The following is a 19,184-nucleotide window of genomic DNA, read 5'->3' on the forward strand; positions in this document are numbered from 1 at the left end:
CCATGCTGAACCAATGGGCAAGCGGGGTAACGATTTTTCGAGCTTCCAACAAATTTAGTCCGCTACACCGCCGGCCGGCACGCCGTATCGGTCGGCCTGCACCGCGCCGCTGACGGCGTGGGTGCGCACCTCGGCGGTGATCGGCAGCATCTCGCGGTTCCAGCTCTCCCACTGCGCCTTGAGCCGCGCCAACACCTCGGGATGCTTGCGCGCCAGATTGGCCCGCTCGCGCTGGTCCGCCACCACGTCGAACAGATACTCGTTGCGCCCCATCTTCAAATACTTCCAGTTGCCGGAGCGGATGGCGCGCTGGGCGTTCGCCTTGTAACGCCACAACAGGGTGCGCTCGTTGCGCACGCTGTCGTCGAGCAGCGACGGCAACAAGTTCTGCCCGTCCGTCGGATACGCCGGGTCGGGCGCGCCGCCGGCCGCCGCCAGCAGGGTCGGCAGCCAGTCCATGCTGATCGCCACCTGCGGCGTCACCTGGCCGGCGGCGATACGGCGCGGCCAGCGCACGATGGCCGGCACGCGGATGCCGCCCTCCAGCAACTCGGTTTTCTGTCCGGTCAACGGCCAGGTCTTGGAGAAACGCTCGCCGCCGTTGTCGCTGGTGAAGATGACGATGGTGTTGTCGGCCAGGCCGCGCCGCTCCAACTCCTTGAGCACCTTGCCAATCGAGCTGTCGAGCGCGCCGACCATCTTGCCGTAGGTCTCCAGATTGCCGCCATCGTAGTGGAAGATGTTGCCGATTTGGCCGGCCACCGCCTCGTCGCCCGGCCCCTCCCACGGCCAGTGCGGCGCCGTGTAGTGCAGCGACAGGAAGAACGGTTTGCCGGCCTGCTGGCGCCGCACGAAGTCGACCGCGCGCTCGCCCAGCAAATCGGTGTAGTAGCCGACCTGCCGCACCGCCACCTCGCCCTCGTACAGGTCCTCCTTGACGTCCGGCCCCACGCCGGGCTTGTGGGTGAAGTAGTCGATGGCGCCGCCGTAGTTGCCGAAGAAACTGTCGTAGCCGCTTTTCAGCGGGCCGAAAGTGGGCAGGTAGCCCAGGTGCCACTTGCCGATCAGCGCCGTCTCGTAGCCCACCTTCTTCAGCAGCGACGGCAGGGTCGGATGCCGGGGCGGCAGGCCCAGCGTGTCCGAGGCGCCGGCGATCGGCTCCTCCAGCCCGCCGCGCAGACGGTACTGGTAGCGCCCGGTGATCAGCGCGAAGCGGGTCGCCGAGCAGACCGCCGAGTTGGCATAGGCCTGGGTGAAGCGGATGCCCTGCCCGGCCAGCTTGTCCAGCTGCGGCGTGGCGAAGTCGGTCTGGCCGTAAACGCCCAGGTCGGCATGGCCGAGGTCGTCGGCCAGGATGAAGATGATGTTCGGTTGTTCGCCGCCGCGCGCGGCGGCGCCCGCCAGCGATGAATAGCCGGCGAGCGACTCGGCCAGCGCGAGCGCGGGCAAGCTCTTCAGGATCTTGCGGCGGGATTGGTCGGTTTTTTTCATCGGCAGCCTCAGATCAGGCCGCGATGCGGGACGGGAACGACGGCGTGCTTGCTGCGCGGGGACTGCGGACTGGCCATGGCGAAAACTTTCCTGATGAAGGTCATCGCAGCGCCGTGGTGCCCACAGCCCCGGATCGACCTTGTCGAGATGGAAGAAGAGAGCTTCCATCATACGAACTCAGCAGGAAAAACCAAACCAATATATACAAATATGCATATACGATAAGTCTATACAAGTTGGCCTGGAATGCCGGCGCCGCCGGCATTCCGCTTAGACCGCGTCGGCGCCGGTTTCGCCGGTGCGGATGCGGATCACCTGCTCGACGTTCTGCACGAAGATCTTGCCGTCGCCGATCTTGCCGGTACGGGCCGCCTTGATGATCGCGTCGACCACCTGCTCGGCCACGGCGTCGTCGACCACCACTTCGACTTTGACTTTCGGCAGGAAGTCGACCACATACTCGGCGCCGCGATACAGCTCGGTATGCCCCTTCTGGCGGCCGAAACCCTTGACTTCGGTGACGGTCAGGCCGGTCACGTTGACTTCGGCCAGCGCCTCGCGCACTTCATCGAGCTTGAACGGCTTGATCACAGCGGTAATCTGTTTCATGACATCTCCTTGATATAAATCGGTAATTCAACTCAATGCTGCGCCAGCTCATTGCCGCGGTTCGCCGCCTCAGTTCGCTCCCCACGGCCCGACCTGCGGCCGCCGACGGGCCGGGGCTAATCGGCTATTGTAATCGACCCCGCGCCAAGCGCGCCCTACTCTGCCGGAATGGTCTGCAACTGCCGCATCCAGACCACGCTCTGCGCATCGCTCGGCGCGCGCCAGTCGCCGCGCGGCGACAGCGAGCCGCCGCTGCCCACCTTGGGCGAATTGGGCACGCAAGTGCGCTTGAACTGGCTGGTGCGGAAGAAGCGGTCGAGGAAGATCCCCAGGTTCTTCTTGATCTCGCCCAGGCCGTACTGGTTGCGCGCGACGTGGTCGCCGTCCGGCCAGCGGCCGCGTTCGCGGTCCTGCCAGGCTGTCAGGGCGAGGAAGGCCACCTTGCTCGGCGCGAAGCCGAAGCGCAGCACGTAGTAGAGGTTGAAGTCCTGCAATTCGTAGGGGCCGATCACGCTCTCGGTCTTCTGCTCCGGCTGGCCGCCGGCCGTGCCGGGCACCAGCTCGGGGCTGATCTCGGTGCCGAGGATGTCGAGCAGCACCTGGGCGTCGTTGCGGCCGATCACGCCGGACTCGGCGACCCAGCGCACCAGGTGCGAGATCAGCGTCTTGGGCACGCTGGCGTTGACGTTGTAGTGCGACATGTGGTCGCCCACGCCGTAGGTGCACCAACCCAGCGCCAGCTCGCTCAGGTCGCCGGTGCCGATGACGATACCGTGGTTGTGGTTGGCCAGGCGGAACAGATGGTTGGTCCGTTCGCCCGCCTGCACGTTCTCGAAGGTGATGTCGAACTGCGCGTGGCCCTCGGCATACGGGTGGCCCAAGTCCTTAAGCATCTGGATGCAACTAGGGCGGATGTCGATCTCGGCCGCCGTGCAGCCGACCAGCGCCATCAACTGCTTGGCCTGCTTAAGGGTGCGCTCGCTGGTGGCGAAGCCGGGCATGGTGTAGGCCAGTATGTTGGTGCGCGGCAGCTTGAGCTTGTCCATCACGCGGGCGCAAACCAGCAGCGCGTGGGTCGAATCGAGGCCGCCGGAAATGCCGATCACCACCTTCTTGATGTTGCTCGACGTCAGGCGCTGGGCCAGCGCCTGCACCTGGATGTGGTAGACCTCGTTGCAGCGCTCGTCGCGGCGGCGGCTGTCCGCCGGCACGTAGGGGAAGCGCTCGACGCAACGTTTCAGCGGCAACGCCTGCGCCAAGTCCAGCGCCAGCGCGAAACGCACCGCGCGGAACTTGTTCACCTCGGCGGCATGGCGCTGCACCGAATGGCCGAAGGTGGTCTGGTGCATGCGCTCGCGCGACAGGCGTTCCAGATCGATGTCGGCGAAGATCAGGCTGGACTCGTCGCTGAAGCGCTGCGACTCGGCCAGCATCTCGCCGTTCTCGTAGATCAGCGCCTGGCCGTCCCAGGCCATGTCGGTGGTCGACTCGCCGCCGCCCGACGAGGTGTACAGATAGGCCGCCAGGCAACGGGCCGACTGCTGGCCGACCAGCTGGTGGCGGTAGCCGGCCTTGCCGACCAACACATTCGACGCCGACAGGTTGACCAGCACGCTGGCGCCGGCCAGCGCGGCGAAGGACGACGGCGGCACCGGCACCCAGACGTCCTCGCAGATTTCGACGTGGAACTTGAACAGCGGCATATTGTTCACTTCAAACAGCAGCGCCGAACCGAACGGCACCGTCGCGCCCAACAGCTCCACTTCGGTGGCGACGGCGTAGTCGCCGGTGCTGAACTGGCGCGCCTCGTAGAACTCGCCGTAGTTCGGCAGATAACTCTTCGGCACCACGCCACGGATGGCGCCGCCGGCCACCACCACCGCGCAGTTGTATAACTGGTGTCCGACCCGCAACGGCAGGCCGACCACCAACGCCAGCGCCAATTCGCGCGACGCCGCCACCACCGTGGCCAACGCCTGCTCGCAGGCGTCCAGCAGCGCGCGTTGCTGGAACAGGTCGTCGCAGGTGTAGGCCGCCAGGCCCAGCTCGGGGAAGGCGACCAGCGCCGCGCCTTGCTGCTGCGCCTGCCTGGCCAACTCGATGGTCTGCGCCGCGTTGTAGGCCGGGTCGGCGATGCGGCAGGTCGGCACGCCGACGGCGACGCGGGCGAAATCGTGGGAATACAGGTTGAAGAAATTCTGGGTCATGTCGATTCTTTCACTGCCGGGCGACGCGCGCGGGCGGCGCCGAACGTGGGCGGGTTTTTCTGCGTAGAATGCAAGGCTGTTGAATGCGAAAGCTTGGAAAATGAATTATCGCACGGGTATCGTTTCTTCTTTGACCGAGGTCGGAGAATCCGCCTGGAATGATTTGCTGGCGCAGCAGGAAGCCGGCAACGAGGCCAATCCGTTTTTATCCTACGCCTTCCTGCACGCGCTGCATGAATCGGGCTCGGCCTGCGCCGACACCGGCTGGCAGCCGCAATTTCTCGTCCTGTGGCAGGAACAGACGCTGGTGGCCGCCATGCCGCTGTATGTCAAATCGCATTCCTACGGCGAGTACGTGTTCGACTGGGCCTGGGCCGAGGCCTACGAGCGCCACGGCCTGGAATACTATCCCAAGCTGCTGTCGGCGATTCCGTTCACGCCGGTCAGCGGCGGCCGCCTGCTGGCGCGCGACGGCGCCGCCCGCGCCGCGCTGGTCGAGCTGCTGTGCGCCCAGCAGCAACAGGCCGGCATGTCGTCGAGCCACGTGCTGTATCCGTCCGAGGCCCAGGCGCGGCAACTGGAAGATGCCGGCTTCATGCTGCGCAGCGGCGTGCAGTTCCACTGGCTCAACGCCGGCTACAGCGACTTCGAGCAGTTCCTCGCCACCTTGGAACACAAGAAGCGCAAGAACATCCGCGCCGAACGGCGCAAGGTGCGCGAGGCCGGCGTGACCATGCGCCAGGTGCGCGGCGTCGACGCCGGCGAGGCCGACTGGCGCTTCTTCCACCGCTGCTATGCCAACACCTACGCCGAACACCGCTCGTCGCCGTACCTGAGCCTGGATTTTTTCCGGCGCATCGGCGCCACCATGGCGCAGAATATTTTGCTCATCGTCGCCGAGCGCGACGGCCAGGCCATCGCCTCCTCGTTGCTGATCCACACCGCCGACACCTTGTACGGCCGCTACTGGGGCGCGCTGGAGCACGTGCCCTGCCTGCACTTCGAGACGGCCTACTACCAGCCGCTGGAGTTCTGCATCGCGCAGAAGATCGCCACCTTCGAGGGCGGCGCCCAGGGCGAGCACAAGATGGCGCGCGGCTTCCTGCCGCAAAAGACCTGGTCGGCGCACTGGCTGGCCCACCCCGCCTTCGCCGACGCCATCGAGCGCTTCCTGCAACGCGAGAGCGGCGGCATCGAAGCCTATATCGACGAACTCAACGAGCGCAATCCCTTCCGCGGCGGAACGGCAACCGAAGCGCCGCCGCTCAGTGCGGCGCCGACAGCAACAAGGGATCGCTGAGCTTGAGGATGTGGCGGTAGTCCTCGTCGTCGACCACTTCGAGGCTGACCACCTCGCCCATCCGCACCTCGGCGTACACCGCCAACGGCCGGCGGATCAGGTGATTCAGGCCCTCGGCCATCACCGCCAGCAGATCCTCGCGCGGCTCGTAACTGATGCCGAGCAAGGGCAGCCACTGCGCCTCGACCTGGCTGCCGATGGCCAGGGCCTCGATGTCGATTTCGATGCTTTTGCCCTCCAGCGTCTTGGCCATGCGGTCGAAATAGGCCTTCCACTCGGCCTTGTCAATTTTCATGATGCTCATCGCGCCCCTCTCCCGAAAATGTCAGCCCATCGAATCAGATCGTCACGGCCGCGGCAAGTTTCACCGCTGCGCGCGAAACATGATCGGCGTCAGGCGGACATGGCGCTTGGCTAGACAAACCCAGGGGCGCAAACTGGGGTCAGACCCCGACGGGTCTGACCCCGGCTTCACGCCTGTGGGTTTGGCTGGCCTGCCAAGCCCCTTGCCGAGCAAAAAAAAACGCACCCCGCCGTGGCGTGGGTGCGTTTTTTAAAGGACCGGGCGGCGCGGACGCCGCGCCGATTAGCCCTCCGGGTTTTCTTTTTTGTACGACGCGACGCCGTTCAGGATTTCCTGTTTCGCATCTTCAACGCCGTACCAGCCGTCGATCTTGACCCATTTGCCTTTTTCCAGATCTTTGTAGTGCTCGAAGAAATGCTGGATCTGGCGCAGGCGCAGTTCGTTCAGGTCTTCCGGCTTCTGCCAGTGGCTGTAGATCGACAGAACCTTGTCGACCGGCACGGCCAGGACTTTGGCGTCTTCACCGGATTCGTCGGTCATCTTCAGCACGCCGATGGGACGGCAGCGCACCACCACGCCCGGGATCAGCGGGAACGGGGTGATCACCAGCACGTCGACCGGGTCGCCGTCGTCGGACAGGGTGTTCGGCACGTAGCCGTAGTTGCACGGGTAGTGCATCGCAGTGCCCATGAAACGGTCGACGAAGATCGCGCCCGATTCCTTGTCGACTTCATATTTGATCGGATCGGCGTTCATCGGGATTTCGATGATCACGTTGAAATCGTTGGGCAGATCGCGGCCGGATGGTACTTTATTCAAGCTCATGGGGTTTCCTCGTTATGCATGCAAATGGTTTAACCGCGTAATTATAGCGAGTTGAAGCGTACTTGTGCGATGCAGCAGGCAAAACAAACCCCGCGGCGCAAATCTAGGGTCGGACCCCGCGGGGTCCGACCCTGGCGGTTCGCCCTTGGGTGGTGTTGAAGGGTCGCCGCCCCGGCAAAGGAAGAACTGGCACAAAAAACCCGTCGCGGGGACGGGTTCGGGGATCACAGGATGGTGGCCAGGGCGCACTGTCGGTAGTGGTTGGCGGCCTCTTCCGGCTGCTGCAGCGCGTCGTGCAGCTGCGCCAGCTTGAGGTGGGATTCGCGCACCATGCGCGAGTCGCTGGCGTCGGACAGGGCCTGCTCCAGATAGCGCTGGGCCTTGCCCCACAGCTTCTGCTTCAGGCACAGCGAGCCCAGGGTCAGCGCCAGCTCGGCGTCGGTCGGCCGCTCGCGCAACCAGCCTTCGCAATGCTCGATCTGCGTCAGCAGGGCCGGCGTGCCGGCCGGCGCCGCCGCTTCGCGGTAGGCGCGCACCACCCGCTCGTCCCAGTCGGCCGCCAGGGCCGCCTCGGCGACTTGGCGGGCCTCGTCGTGCAGGCCACGGGCGTTCAGCGCGGTGGCGGCGCGGCAGGCGACGAAGGGCTTGATGCGGTCGGCCGCCGGCACGCTGGCCCAGACGCGGCGCACCGATTCGGCGTCGTGCGCCGCGTCGGACAGCAGATCGTCGTAGGCCAGCTCGCGCAGGCGCGACGACAGCGCCGGATGCAGGGCGCGGTGCTTGTCGAGCGAACGCACCAGGCGCAACACTTCCGGCCAGTTCTTGGCCTGCTGTTGGGCCTTCAAGGACCATTGCAACGCATGGATGTGGCGGGTGCCGCTGGCGTTGAGCTCGCGCACCGCCTCCAGCGCCGCTTCCGGCTGGTGGTCGTCGACCAGCAGTTCGGTCATCGTCATCAGGCGCGCGGTTTTCAGCACGGGATCGTCGCTCAGCCGGGCCAGCCAGTTGTCGCGGCGCGCCGTCTGGCGCATGCGGTGGGCGGCGCGGGCGCCGATCAGCGCGGCCACGCCGGCGTTTTCCGGCAGTTCGGCGGCGCGCAGGGCGGCTTTTTCGGCGTGGCCGAAGCGGCCCTCGAACAGCGCCTTGAGCGCCTCGCGCAGACCCTTGTTGCCGTCGCGCTCACGCTTGCGCTGGCGATAGCTGGCAACCCGGCCGGGCATTTTGACGGTGGCGCGGAAGGCACGGATCAGCACGTACAACAGTACGAACAGCAGCACTTGCAGCACGACGAAGAAGTTCAAGGACAGGTCGATCCGGTGCGGCGGGTAGAACAGCACCACGTTGCCCGGATTGAAACGCGCCGTCACGGCGATACCGATGGCGGCGGCCATCAAGGCGAGTAACCAGAGGAATAAGCGCATGGTTAAGGTTTCGCCTTGTAGTTACGCACCGCGTTCAGGCTGTCGGCCAAGGTCGGCATGTCGATCGCCAGATTGCTGGCCTGCACCTGGCGCAGCAGCGCCTGCACGGTCTGGGTCTGCTTGGCGCGCACGTCGAAGTACTTGACCAGCGCCTCCTGGGCGGCGATCAGATCGCTGCGGAAGGCCGTCTCGTTGCGCGACAGCAGGGCCATGCGGGCGTTGAGCAGGCGCAGCTTGAGGTTCTCGCGCAGGAAGTAGGCCTGGCTCGGCGACAGCATCAGCGCGTCCGGCGTTTCCACGCTGCGCACCCGCACCAGCTGGCGCACGTCGGTCCACATCTCGCTGCTCCAGCTGGTCCAGACCTCTTGCAACTTGAGCAGCCACGGGCTGGTCGGTTCCGGCTCGACCAGCTTGCCGCCCTTCATCTGCTTCGGCTTGGGCTTCTTCTCGGCCGGCGCCGGCAGCGTCGGCTTCTCGTCGGCCAGCATCGGCAGCATGTCGACCTGGGCGATCACGCTGTCGATGCGCAGCGCCACGCCGACCGAGTCGACGCTCGGCAGGGCCTTGAGTTTTTCGGTGTCCTTGGCGATGGCGCGGCGGATCGTGATGAACTGCGGCTTGTCCGAGCGCGACAGGCTGCGGTCGGCGTTTTGCAGCGCGATCAGCGCGCCCGGCACGTTGCCGGCCAGTTGCAGCTGCTGGCTGGCGGTCGACAGCACTTGCTCGATCTCGGTCAGCGCCCACTCGTCGCGGTTCTTCGACAGGTCCTGGTACAACTGCTCCAGGGCCAGTTGCTGGCTCTGCGCCTCGACGGCCTTGTTTTCCAGCAGGCCGACCTTGCCCTGCAGTTCCTTGTTGGCTTCCTGCGCGGCGCGCACGATGGTGCCGGTCTCGGCGTTGCTGGCGTCGCCCTTTTGCAGGCGGCGCGCCATCTCCTCGCGCAGATTGCGCACCTGGTTGTGCGACGACCAGGTCTGGCCGGCCAGCAGGATGCCGAGGGTGATGACGGCGATCACCAGCGGTTGCTGCAGCGTCTCGGCCAGGCCGGGCGCGGCCGAAGCGGCCGAAGCGGCGGGCGTGGCCGGTGTGGCCGGTGTGGCTGGTGTGGCGGGCGCAGCCGGAGCGGCGGGCGCGGGCGTGGGTGGCGCCGACGGCGCCGGCGGCGGCGTCGACGGCGTCTCGCCGGCGGAGTTCACGGTTTCGGGTAATGTAGGCAATTCGTTCATGGGTGTGATTGTAACGCGGCCAGTAGACGTTCGTCGCCTGAACCTGTCAGCGTCAGTCGGGTAAAGCCGAGATTATTCGCCGTTTCGGCAATCCGGGCGTGGGGCACGATCAAATGCTGTTGTTGCATCATTACAACATACTTCTGTTGCGTCGCGTCAGTTTTTTCTGTGCCGCCGTCCGCCGCATCCATCTCCGCCAACAAGGCCAGCAGGCCGCGCAGCGCCTCCGAGCTGGTGATGACCCAGTCGTTGGCCTGCGCCAGCAGACGCCGCAAGGTGGCGCGCAAGGCCGCCGTCAGCGGCGGCACCGAACGACGGTAGGCCGGCACCACGTCGACCACGGCGCCGGCCGCGCGCAGGCCGTCGGCCATCAGCTCGCGGCCGCTGTCGCCGCGCACGATCAGCACGCGGCGGCCGCGCAGGGCCGCCAGGTCGAGCGTCTGCAGCAGGTGTTCGGAGTCGCTCTTGCTGGCGTCGGCGGGGCTGACGATGTCGACCTCGGCCGGCGTGACGCCGTGCGCCGCCAGCGCCGTGCGGCTGCCCTCGCCCAGCACGGCCAGCTTGACGCCGGCCGGCCAATGCGCGATGTGGGCGAAGGCGGCGTCGATGGCGTTGGGCGAGACGAAGGCCACCAGCGCGTAGTCGGCCAGGCCGGCCAGCGCGGCGCGCAGCGGGCCGCTGTCGGCCAGTTCGCCGATTTCCAGCAGCGGCAGCAGCTCGACCGGACGGCCGAGCGCGCGCACCCGCTCGGCCAGCGGCCGCGCCTGCGCCAGTGGCCGGGTGATGACGACGGTGTCAGGCATCGGCGGCGTCGGCGGCGGCCTGCGGCTCTGCCACAAGCTCGGCCAGACAGACCGACAAAATGCTGACGGCGTCCTGCTCGCTGAGCAACCGGGCCACGGCGGCGCCCAATTGCTCGGCCGTGTCGGCGGCGCCGCGCACCTCGGCGCTGGCCATGCGGCTGCCGTCCGGCGTGGCGACCATGGCGCGCAGGTGCATCTGGCCGTCGGCGATGGTGGCGAAGGCGGCCAGCGGCACCTGGCAGCTGCCGCCGAACACCTTCGACACCTTGCGTTCGGCCGTCACGGCCTGGGCGGTGGCCAGGTGGTTCAGCGGCGCCAGCAGCGCGCGCAGGTCGATGCCGTCGTCGCGCTCGGCGATCTCGATCGCCATCGCGCCCTGGCCGGCGGCCGGCAGGCTGTCCTCCGGCGCCAGCAGGGCGCGGATGCGCCCGGGCAGGCCGAGGCGCTTGAGGCCGGCGGCGGCCAGGATGATGGCGGCGTAGTCGCCCCGGTCCAGCTTGCCCAGACGGGTGTCCAGGTTGCCGCGCAGCGGCTTGATCACCAGTTGCGGGTAGCGCGCCGCGATCAGCGACTGGCGCCGCAGGCTGCTGGTGCCGACCACCGCGCCCGGCGGCAGCTCGGCCAACGAGGCGTAGTCGTTGGAGACGAAGGCGTCGCGCGGGTCTTCGCGTTCCAGCACGGCGGCCAGGGCGAAGCCCGCGGGCAGCTCCATCGGCACGTCCTTCAGCGAATGCACGGCCAGATCGGCGCGGCCCTCGGCCATCGCCACCTCCAGTTCCTTGACGAACAGGCCCTTGCCGCCGACCTTGGACAGGGTGCGGTCGAGGATTTGATCGCCCCGCGTCGTCATTCCCAGAATCTCCACGCTGCACTGCGGATATAATTGTGTCAAGCGCGCGCGGACATGCTCGGCCTGCCACATGGCGAGCCGGCTTTCCCGCGAGGCGATGACTAATCTGGATGGGGTAGCTTGGGCCAATTCGGATGTTTTCAAAACCAGTTCTTTCGCTGTAGCTGACGCTAACCGGCGGTGGCCAGTTAATTCGCGCATGTTTAAGATCACAAATTTTATCATGCGCCCCTCTTGCAGAACCGGGCCAAAAGCCTTTTGCACCGACATTCACCATTTTTCGCGGCAGATCACATGGCAAAACAATCTAGTGCAATAGACGAACAACCGGGCGTGGACAAAGACGCGCCGCTCAAAGAAGACATCCGCCTGCTCGGCCGCCTGCTCGGCGACGTGCTACGCGAACAGGAGGGCGAAGAGGTCTTCGCCGTGGTCGAGACCATCCGCCAGACCGCCGTGCGCTTCCGCCGCGAAGCCGACGCCGGCGCCGCCAAGGAACTCGACGGCATGCTCAAGATCCTCACCCGCGAACAAACCATTTCCGTGGTGCGGGCCTTCTCCTATTTCTCCCACCTGGCCAACATCGCCGAGGACCAGCACCACATCCGCCGCCGCCGCGCCCACCTGCTGGCCGGCTCCAGGCCGCAGCAAGGCAGCGTCAACTTCGCCCTGTGCAAGCTGAAGGACGCCGGCGTCGACCGGCAAACCGTCAGCACCTTCTTCCAGGACGCCCTGATCGCCCCGGTGCTGACGGCCCACCCGACCGAAGTGCAGCGCAAGAGCATCCTCGACGCCGAGCACGACATCGCCCGCCTGCTGGCCGAGCGCGACCTGCCGCTGACGCCGAAGGAACGCGCCGCCAACATGCACCTGCTGCGCGCCCGCGTCGCCACGCTGTGGCAGACGCGCATGCTGCGCTACTCCAAGCTGAGCGTGGCCGACGAGATCGAAAACGCGCTGTCCTACTACCGCATCACCTTCCTGCGCGAGCTGCCCGGCCTGTACGACGACATCGAGGGCGACATCGCCGCCCATTACCCGGCGGCCGGCGACCCGGCGGACGGCGCTCCGGCGGATGCCGAGCGGGCGGACGGCGCCCCGGCGGCCGGCGACCCGGCGGCGCCCTACATACAAATGGGCAGCTGGATCGGCGGCGACCGCGACGGCAACCCCAACGTCAACGCCGGCACCATGCGCCACGCCCTGGCGCGCCACGCCACCACCATCCTCGACTTCTACCTGGACGAGGCCCACGCGTTGGGCGCCGAACTGTCGGTCTCGACCCTGATGGTGGCTTGCAGCCCGGCGCTCCAGGTGCTGGCCGACACCTCGCCCGACACCTCCGACCACCGCAGCGACGAGCCCTACCGCCGCGCCCTGATCGGCATCTACGCCCGCCTGGCCAGCACCGCGCGCGCGCTGGGCGCCACCAACATCCTGCGCAAGGAGGTCGGCCACGCCGAGCCCTACGCCGGCGCGGCCGGCTTCGCCGCCGACCTGCAGGTGCTGATCGACTCGCTCGAGGCCAACCACGGCGGCATGCTGGTCAAGCCGCGCCTGTCGACCCTGAAACGGGCGGCCGACATCTTCGGCTTCCACCTGGCCTCGCTGGACATGCGGCAAAGCTCGGACATCCACGAGCGCGTGCTGGCCGAGCTGTTCGCCAAGGGCGGCGCCCAGGCCGACTACGCCGCCCTGGACGAGGACGCCAAGGTGGCCCTGCTGCTGGCCGAGCTGGCGCAGCCGCGCCTGCTCTACTCGCCCTACATCGCCTACTCGGAGGAGACCGACTCCGAGCTGGCCATCCTGCGCGCGGCGCGCGAGATCCGCGCCCGCTACGGCGCCCGCGCCATCCGCAACTACATCATCTCGCACACCGAGACGGTGTCCGACCTGCTGGAAGTGCTGCTGCTGCAAAAAGAGATGGGCCTGCTGCGCCTGGCCACGGCCGCCGACGGGGCCGAGCTGGACCTGATGGTGATCCCGCTGTTCGAGACCATTCCCGACCTGCAGCGCGCCGCCGACATCATGCAGGCGGTGATGGCGCTGCCGCTGGTCAAGCAGCTGATCGCCCGCCAGGGCCAGATCCAGGAAGTCATGCTGGGCTACTCCGACTCCAACAAGGACGGCGGCTTCCTCACCTCGAACTGGGAACTGTACAAGGCCGAGACCCACCTGGTCACCGTGTTCGCCGACGCCGGCGTCAAGCTGCGCCTGTTCCACGGCCGCGGCGGCACCGTCGGCCGTGGCGGCGGCCCCAGCTACGAGGCCATCCTGGCCCAGCCGCAGGGCACCGTCAACGGCCAGATCCGCCTGACCGAGCAGGGCGAGATCATCGCCTCCAAGTTCTCCAACGCCGACATCGGCCGGCGCAACCTGGAGCTGCTGGTCGCCGCCACCCTGGAGGCGAGCCTGATGCCGCAGTCGGCCGACGCCGCCCACCAGGCCGAGCTGGCCGGCTTCGAAGCCGTCATGGCCGACATCTCCGCGCTCGCCTACCAGGCCTACCGCAACCTGGTCTACGAGACGCCCGGCTTCACCGACTACTTCTTCGCCGCCACGCCGATCGCCGAGATCGCCGAACTGAACCTCGGTTCGCGCCCGGCCTCGCGCAAGTCGACCAAGCGCATCGAGGACTTGCGGGCGATCCCCTGGGGCTTCTCCTGGGGCCAGTGCCGCCTGCTGCTGCCGGGCTGGTACGGCTTCGGCAGCGCCATCGGCGCCTGGATCGCCGCCGGCCCGCGCGAGGCGCGCATCGCCCAGCTGCGCGCCATGCACCGGCAATGGCCGTTCTTCGCCACCCTGCTGTCGAACATGGACATGGTGCTGGCCAAGACCGACCTGGCGATCGCCTCGCGCTACGCCGAACTGGTGGCCGACCAGGAGCTGCGCGAACGCATCTTCAAGCGCATCACCGACGAGCACGCCAGCACCCTGGAGATTTTGCAAAGCATCACCGGCGCCGGCGAACGTTTGGCCGGCAATCCGCTGCTGGCCCGCTCGATCCAGAACCGCTTCGCCTACCTCGACCCGCTGAACCACTTGCAGGTCGAGCTGATCAAGCGCCACCGCGCCCAGTCCAACCAGGCCGGCAAGGTCGACGAGCGGGTCCACCGCGGCATCCACCTGTCGATCAACGGCGTCGCCGCCGGCCTGCGCAACACCGGCTAGACGATTCGCCGGCCAGGCGAGCGGCGCGCTCACCCGCCGGGGGGCGGGAACGGCAAACTGCTGTTCCCGCCCTTTTTCTTTTTAAGAATGTTACATAAAAAGAAAGACAAATAGATAAAAGAAATATTACAATAAGTCAGCCCGTGCCCGCCCTCGCCTGTCCGCCGGATCGGCCGGTCCCCTTTGCGACGACGTCTGCTGGAGCCGACAATGAAAAAATGGTCGATTGAAACTTGGAGCCTGGCCGGCATCGCCGCCGTGCTGGTGTTGATGGCCGCCATGGTCGGCGTGGTGGCGCACCAGAGCGGCCAGTCGGCCGAGGCCGACGAGCGGCTCAAGCAGGCGCGCGGCCGGGTGCTCTGGCTGGAACAGTTGCAGGCCCAGTTGTACCGCACCGAGATGCTCAGCGAGCGCCAGCCGGACGGCGCCGCCGACGCCAGCCGGGCCGCCGCCGTGCTGACCCTGCAGCGCCAGCTCGACCAGGGCGCGCCGCTGGCCGTCGGCAGCGACACCATGCCGCCGCTGCTGGCCCGCCTGCAACAACAGGTCCGCGCGATGCGCGCCGGCACGCCCGACGGCGAGCACGGCCTGGCCGGCATCGGCCTGCAGGTGCTCGGCATGATCGGCGCCGAGCGCGCCCAGCGCGACCGCATCCGCAAACAGGACCGCGAGGAGCACGCCCAGCTGCGCCAGGGACTGATCCTGCTGCTGCTGGCGTTGACCGTGCTGAGCAGCGCCATCCTGCTGAAGATCCGCCGCCTGACCATCGCCGGCCGGCGCGCCCTGACCGAGGCCAACGGCACGCTGGAGCGGCGCATCGGCGAGCGCACCGACCAGCTACAGCGGGCCAACGACCAGTTGCGCGCCGAGATCGAGGTGCGCAAGGCGGCCGAACAGGCGCAGGCGCACAGCGACGTGCAATTGCAGGAGATCATCTCGATGATGCCGGTGGCCCTGTTCATCAAGGACGCCGATTCGAATATCACGCTGATGAACGAGGCCTGCGAGAAGATGTGGGGCATGCCCTTCGCCGAGCTGCGCGGCAACCGCGGCGACGCCCACTTCCCGGCCGAGCAAATGGCCGGCTTCCTGGCCGACGACCGCGCCACCTTCGCCAGCGGCACGCTGCTGGTGCGCGAGGAGCAGGTGTGGGACGCCGCGCACCAAGAGAACCGCAGCGCGCAGACCTACAAGAAGCCGCTGTACGACGCCGCCGGCAAGCCGCTGCTGCTGATCGCCATGTGCGTCGACGTGACCGAGCGCAAGCGCGACGAGGACGCCCTGCAGCGCTCGCTGCAACAGTTGCGCGCGCTGTCCGACCACCAGGAGAACCTCAAGGAGGACGAGCAACGCCGCATCGCCCTCGACATCCACGACGAGCTGGGGCAGAACCTGATGGCGCTCAAGCTCGACGTGTCGATGCTGCACGCGCGCACCGGCGCCCGCCACGGCCGCCTGCACCGCGAGGCCGGCCGCGTGCTGGCCACGCTGGACGCCTCGATCCACTCGGTGCGCGCCATCATCGACGAGCTGCATCCCAGCGTGCTGGAACTGGGCCTGTGCGCGGCGGTCGAGTGGCAGTTGCAGCGGCTGGAACAGCGCAGCGGCCTGCGATGCTCGCTGCAACTGATCGACGACAGCGCCAACTGCTCGCTCGATCCGCGCCAGACCTCCAGCATTTTCCGCATCGTGCAGACGGCGCTGAGCAACATCAACCTGTTCGCCGGCGCCAGCGCGGTGCAGGTGTCCTTGAATTTGCAGCCGCGGCGCATGACCATCGTCATCACCGACGACGGCGTCGGCGAGCAGCACAGCGAGCAGCACGGCGAGCGTTCCCAGGTGGCCGCCTTCGGCCTGCGGGCGATCCGCGAACGGGTCAACGCCTTCGGCGGCGAACTGATCATCGCGCGCCGCACCGACAGCGGCAGCTCGATGTCGATCCTGCTGCCCGGCCTGGAACAACAGGCCCGGCCGGCCGTGGCGATGGCGGCGGGCTAGGCGCCGCCGCGCTTGTTGGCGGGAATCAGCCACCAGCCCAGTTGTTCGCGGATGCGCTCCGGCGCCGGCGGCACCGGCGGGACGTGGCGCCGCTCCAGGCGCGCCGGCGTCGCTGCCAGGCTGTTGGGCTTGTCGGTCAACTGCGCGGGCTGCGGCGCATCGGCTTGCTGGTCGGACTGATTGGGCTTCATGCTCGCCTCACTGGCTGGACTTCTGGCGCTACGATTCCATGATGCGCCCGCCAACCGCGCGCCAATATGAGGAACAACAAGGTCATCGCCACGCTGCCGTCGCTTTACACGCCAAGGACGGCGCAAGTTTTCCGGGACGAAAAAAAGGGAGGCCCGCGCCTCCCTTCTCTTTGTCCAAACGAACTAGCGCCGCGCCTAGTGCGTGGTCAGGAAGCTCTTCAACTTGTCCGAACGGGACGGCTGGCGCAGCTTGCTCATCGCCTTCGCTTCGATCTGGCGGATGCGTTCGCGCGTCACGTCAAACTGTTTACCCACTTCTTCCAGCGTGTGGTCGTTCGACATCTCGACGCCGTAGCGCATGCGCAGCACCTTGGCTTCGCGCGGCGTCAGCGAGTCCAGCACTTCCTTGATGACGTTGCGCATCGAGGCGTGCAGCGCGGCGTCGAGCGGCGCCAAGGTGGTGTTGTCCTCGATGAAGTCGCCCAGTTGCGAATCGCCGTCCTCGCCCATCGGCGTTTCCATCGAAATCGGCTCCTTGGCGATCTTCATGATCTCGCGCACCTTGTTCTCCGGCATTTCCATCTTGACCGCCAGGGTCGCCAGGTCCGGCTCGCTGCCGGTTTCCTGCATGATCTGGCGCGAGATGCGGTTCATCTTGTTGATCGTCTCGATCATGTGCACCGGCACGCGGATGGTGCGCGCCATGTCGGCGATCGAACGGGTGATGGCCTGACGGATCCACCAGGTGGCGTAGGTGGAGAACTTGTAGCCGCGACGGTATTCGAACTTGTCGACCGCCTTGAGCAGGCCGATGTTGCCCTCCTGGATCAAATCGAGGAACTGCAGGCCGCGGTTGATGTACTTCTTGGCGATCGAGATCACCAGGCGCAAGTTGGCCACGGTCATTTCGCGCTTGGCCTGGCGGGCGCGTTTCTCGCCGGCCGCCATCTGCTTGTTGATCTTGCGCAGGTCGGCCAGCGGCAGCGCCACGCGGGCCTGCAGGTCGATCATCTTCTTCTGCAGCTCTTTCACGGCCGGCACGTTGCGGCCCAGGATGGCGCTGTACGGATAGGCGCAATCGACTTCCAGGTCGACCCAGTCCAGGTCGCACTCGTTGCCCGGGAACACCTTGATGAAGTGGGCGCGCGGCATGCCGCACTTGTTGACGCACAATTCGAGCACGGCGCGCTCGATGTGGCGCACTTCCTCCATCTGCCCGCGCAGGGTGTCGCACAGCTTCTCGACCACCTTGGCGGTGAAGCGGATGCCCAGCAGCTCGGCCGAAATGGCTTCCTGCGCGGCGATGTAGGCCTTCGAGCCGTAGCCGCCGGTGGCCTTGCGCATCTTGTCGTACTGCGTCGAGATGACGTTGAACTTCTCCAACGCGGCTTTTTTCAGCTGCACCAGTTGCTCGGTCGAGAAGCCGGCCGCGCCGCCGTTGGCGTCGCCGTCCTCTTCCTCGACTTCCTCTTCCTCTTCCTCGTCGTCCTCGCCGGCCGCCGCCGCCGGCGCCGCCGCCGGCGCGCTGCCGCTGCTGGCCTCGTTGAGGTCGACGAAGCCGTCGACCACCTCGTCGACCTTCAGCTCGTCGGCCTCGATCTTGCGGGCCAGCGCGACGATCTCGGCGATCGTCGTCGGGCAGGCCGAGATGGCCTGGATCATGTCCTTCAAGCCGCCCTCGATACGCTTGGCGATCTCGATCTCGCCTTCGCGCGTCAGCAGCGCCACGGCGCCCATCTCACGCATGTACATGCGCACCGGGTCGGTGGTGCGGCCGAAGTCGGAATCGACCGTCGACAGCGCGGTGGCGGCGGCCGCCTCGACCTCGTCGTCGCTGGTCACCGTCGCCACGCTGTCGGTCAGCAGCAGCGAATCGGCTTCCGGCGCGCGCTCGTAGATGGCGATGCCCATGTCGTTGAAGGTGGCGATGATGCCTTCGATCGCCTCCGGGTCGACAATGTTTTCCGGCAGTTGGTCGTTGATCTCGGCATAGGTCAGGAAGCCGCGCTCCTTGCCCATGTTGATCAGGTTCTTGATTTGCTGGCGCCGGCGCTCCAGATCCTCGGCCGAGGTCTTGGCGTCGCCGCCCAGCAGGTCGGCCGCGCCGCCCTTGGCCTTGCGCTCGCGCGCCTTCGAGACGGCCTTCAGTTCGGCCCGCTCGACGGCGTTCAGCGCCGCCACTTCGTCGTTTTCCGGCGTGAATTCGCTCGGCTTGCGGCCACGGCGGCCGGGCACCTTGACGCTAGGCAGCAGGTAGCCCGAGGTGTCGATGGCCGCCAGCGTGGCCGCGTCGGTGACCTGGCTGACCACCGGGCCGGCGGTGACGATGACCACCGGCGCCGGTTCGGCCTTGGCCTTGACCAGCTTGGATTTCGGCGCCACCACCTTGGGGCCGGCCGGCGCGGCCAGCGAGACGGCGGCCGAGGCGGCGCCGGCCTTGCGGGCGATCTTCACGCTCGGCGTCTTGAGCGGGGCGGCGCCATCGGCGGCCTCGGCGAGGGCGGCGTCGAGCACGGCGGCCGGCACGCTGACGGCGGCTTCGGCCGGCGCGGCGTCGGCCACGGCGGCGGCCAGGCGGGTTTTCTTCTTGACCACCACCGTTGCTTTTCCAGCTGCCTCTTGCGCATTATCGATCACATAAGATAAAGTCGTCTTAGGAACCACCAACGGCGCGGCGCTGGTGCGGGCGGCCTTGACGGACAGCGTTAAAGTTTTCGGCGTTTTTGTCATGAATTTCTCTCAAATGCGAGGCCAGCGGTTCGCGGCGCGAAGTGAATAATTCCACCTA

General features: G+C 67.0%; 14 protein-coding genes. 3 read left to right on the forward strand and 11 right to left on the reverse strand.

The genetic code is table 11. The annotated features are described in order from the left end of the window. Nucleotides 1-54: 54 nt before the first annotated feature. The 3 genes from H7U20_RS23425 to H7U20_RS23435 all read right to left on the reverse strand — a co-directional run bounded on the left by H7U20_RS23425 (nucleotide 55) and on the right by H7U20_RS23435 (nucleotide 4,307). Nucleotides 55-1,491, reverse strand: coding sequence for a sulfatase family protein (locus H7U20_RS23425; protein WP_199761528.1), 1,437 nt, complete (start codon nucleotides 1,489-1,491; stop codon nucleotides 55-57). 270 nt (nucleotides 1,492-1,761) lie between these two features. Then, complete coding sequence (locus H7U20_RS23430; RefSeq protein WP_199761529.1) at nucleotides 1,762-2,100, reverse strand: P-II family nitrogen regulator; 339 nt, start codon at nucleotides 2,098-2,100, stop codon at nucleotides 1,762-1,764. Between the two features lie 155 nt (nucleotides 2,101-2,255). Next, nucleotides 2,256-4,307: an NAD(+) synthase gene (locus tag H7U20_RS23435; RefSeq protein WP_199761530.1), complete on the reverse strand. Its 2,052-nt coding sequence runs from the start codon at nucleotides 4,305-4,307 to the stop codon at nucleotides 2,256-2,258. Between the two features lie 100 nt (nucleotides 4,308-4,407). Here H7U20_RS23435 and H7U20_RS23440 point away from each other — a divergent pair, with 100 nt between their 5' ends. Continuing rightward, on the forward strand, nucleotides 4,408-5,607 hold the full coding sequence (locus H7U20_RS23440; RefSeq protein WP_199761531.1) for a GNAT family N-acetyltransferase: 1,200 nt from the start codon (nucleotides 4,408-4,410) through the stop codon (nucleotides 5,605-5,607). On the opposite strand, the gene H7U20_RS23445 is transcribed toward H7U20_RS23440, so the two are convergent. From H7U20_RS23445 to hemC, 6 genes are all read right to left on the reverse strand, one after another. After that, nucleotides 5,573-5,902: a DUF5335 family protein gene (locus tag H7U20_RS23445; RefSeq protein WP_233411010.1), complete on the reverse strand. Its 330-nt coding sequence runs from the start codon at nucleotides 5,900-5,902 to the stop codon at nucleotides 5,573-5,575. The genes H7U20_RS23440 and H7U20_RS23445 overlap by 35 nt on opposite strands. A 291-nt stretch (nucleotides 5,903-6,193) precedes the next feature. Next, on the reverse strand, nucleotides 6,194-6,736 hold the full coding sequence (gene ppa, locus H7U20_RS23450) for an inorganic diphosphatase (RefSeq protein ID WP_099419070.1): 543 nt from the start codon (nucleotides 6,734-6,736) through the stop codon (nucleotides 6,194-6,196). Nucleotides 6,737-6,960: 224 nt separating this feature from the next. Then, complete coding sequence (locus tag H7U20_RS23455; RefSeq protein ID WP_199761532.1) at nucleotides 6,961-8,157, reverse strand: heme biosynthesis protein HemY; 1,197 nt, start codon at nucleotides 8,155-8,157, stop codon at nucleotides 6,961-6,963. Nucleotides 8,158-8,159: 2 nt separating this feature from the next. After that, complete coding sequence (locus H7U20_RS23460) at nucleotides 8,160-9,383, reverse strand: uroporphyrinogen-III C-methyltransferase (protein ID WP_370593229.1); 1,224 nt, start codon at nucleotides 9,381-9,383, stop codon at nucleotides 8,160-8,162. Next, complete coding sequence (locus H7U20_RS23465; protein WP_199761533.1) at nucleotides 9,380-10,186, reverse strand: uroporphyrinogen-III synthase; 807 nt, start codon at nucleotides 10,184-10,186, stop codon at nucleotides 9,380-9,382. Before H7U20_RS23465 ends, H7U20_RS23460 begins: the two co-directional genes overlap by 4 nt. Beyond that, nucleotides 10,179-11,237, reverse strand: coding sequence for a hydroxymethylbilane synthase (hemC, locus tag H7U20_RS23470; protein WP_199761534.1), 1,059 nt, complete (start codon nucleotides 11,235-11,237; stop codon nucleotides 10,179-10,181). The genes H7U20_RS23465 and hemC overlap by 8 nt, the downstream gene beginning before the upstream one ends. Before the next feature lie 93 nt (nucleotides 11,238-11,330). On the opposite strand from hemC, the gene ppc reads away from it, so the two are divergent. Continuing rightward, the gene (gene ppc, locus H7U20_RS23475; protein ID WP_199761535.1) at nucleotides 11,331-14,207 is read left to right on the forward strand and encodes a phosphoenolpyruvate carboxylase; all 2,877 of its coding nucleotides are present in this window, start codon (nucleotides 11,331-11,333) and stop codon (nucleotides 14,205-14,207) included. A gap of 210 nt (nucleotides 14,208-14,417) precedes the next feature. Next, nucleotides 14,418-16,205, forward strand: coding sequence for a sensor histidine kinase (locus H7U20_RS23480; protein WP_233411011.1), 1,788 nt, complete (start codon nucleotides 14,418-14,420; stop codon nucleotides 16,203-16,205). Here the strand turns inward: H7U20_RS23480 and H7U20_RS23485 are convergent. Further along, a complete protein-coding gene (locus H7U20_RS23485) occupies nucleotides 16,202-16,396 on the reverse strand; it encodes a hypothetical protein (RefSeq protein ID WP_199761536.1) in 195 nt (64 codons plus the stop codon). The genes H7U20_RS23480 and H7U20_RS23485 overlap by 4 nt on opposite strands. Before the next feature lie 195 nt (nucleotides 16,397-16,591). Then, nucleotides 16,592-19,126, reverse strand: a complete 2,535-nt coding sequence (rpoD, locus tag H7U20_RS23490; RefSeq protein ID WP_199761537.1) for an RNA polymerase sigma factor RpoD — start codon at nucleotides 19,124-19,126, stop codon at nucleotides 16,592-16,594. Between the last annotated feature and the right edge of the window lie 58 nt (nucleotides 19,127-19,184).

The organism is Rugamonas violacea, from assembly GCF_016461825.1.
Lineage (GTDB): Bacteria > Pseudomonadota > Gammaproteobacteria > Burkholderiales > Burkholderiaceae_D > Rugamonas.

What these genes read in the sequence shown, in the direction of transcription:
- H7U20_RS23425 (WP_199761528.1), bottom strand. Translation starts at nt 1,491, where the DNA reads ATGAAAAAAACCGACCAATCCCGCCGCAAGATCCTGAAGAGCTTGCCC.
- H7U20_RS23430 (WP_199761529.1), bottom strand. Translation starts at nt 2,100, where the DNA reads ATGAAACAGATTACCGCTGTGATCAAGCCGTTCAAGCTCGATGAAGTG.
- H7U20_RS23435 (WP_199761530.1), bottom strand. Translation starts at nt 4,307, where the DNA reads ATGACCCAGAATTTCTTCAACCTGTATTCCCACGATTTCGCCCGCGTC.
- H7U20_RS23440 (WP_199761531.1), top strand. Translation starts at nt 4,408, where the DNA reads ATGAATTATCGCACGGGTATCGTTTCTTCTTTGACCGAGGTCGGAGAA.
- H7U20_RS23445 (WP_233411010.1), bottom strand. Translation starts at nt 5,902, where the DNA reads ATGAAAATTGACAAGGCCGAGTGGAAGGCCTATTTCGACCGCATGGCC.
- ppa (WP_099419070.1), bottom strand. Translation starts at nt 6,736, where the DNA reads ATGAGCTTGAATAAAGTACCATCCGGCCGCGATCTGCCCAACGATTTC.
- H7U20_RS23455 (WP_199761532.1), bottom strand. Translation starts at nt 8,157, where the DNA reads ATGCGCTTATTCCTCTGGTTACTCGCCTTGATGGCCGCCGCCATCGGT.
- H7U20_RS23460 (WP_370593229.1), bottom strand. Translation starts at nt 9,383, where the DNA reads ATGAACGAATTGCCTACATTACCCGAAACCGTGAACTCCGCCGGCGAG.
- H7U20_RS23465 (WP_199761533.1), bottom strand. Translation starts at nt 10,186, where the DNA reads ATGCCTGACACCGTCGTCATCACCCGGCCACTGGCGCAGGCGCGGCCG.
- hemC (WP_199761534.1), bottom strand. Translation starts at nt 11,237, where the DNA reads ATGCGCGAATTAACTGGCCACCGCCGGTTAGCGTCAGCTACAGCGAAA.
- ppc (WP_199761535.1), top strand. Translation starts at nt 11,331, where the DNA reads ATGGCAAAACAATCTAGTGCAATAGACGAACAACCGGGCGTGGACAAA.
- H7U20_RS23480 (WP_233411011.1), top strand. Translation starts at nt 14,418, where the DNA reads ATGAAAAAATGGTCGATTGAAACTTGGAGCCTGGCCGGCATCGCCGCC.
- H7U20_RS23485 (WP_199761536.1), bottom strand. Translation starts at nt 16,396, where the DNA reads ATGAAGCCCAATCAGTCCGACCAGCAAGCCGATGCGCCGCAGCCCGCG.
- rpoD (WP_199761537.1), bottom strand. Translation starts at nt 19,126, where the DNA reads ATGACAAAAACGCCGAAAACTTTAACGCTGTCCGTCAAGGCCGCCCGC.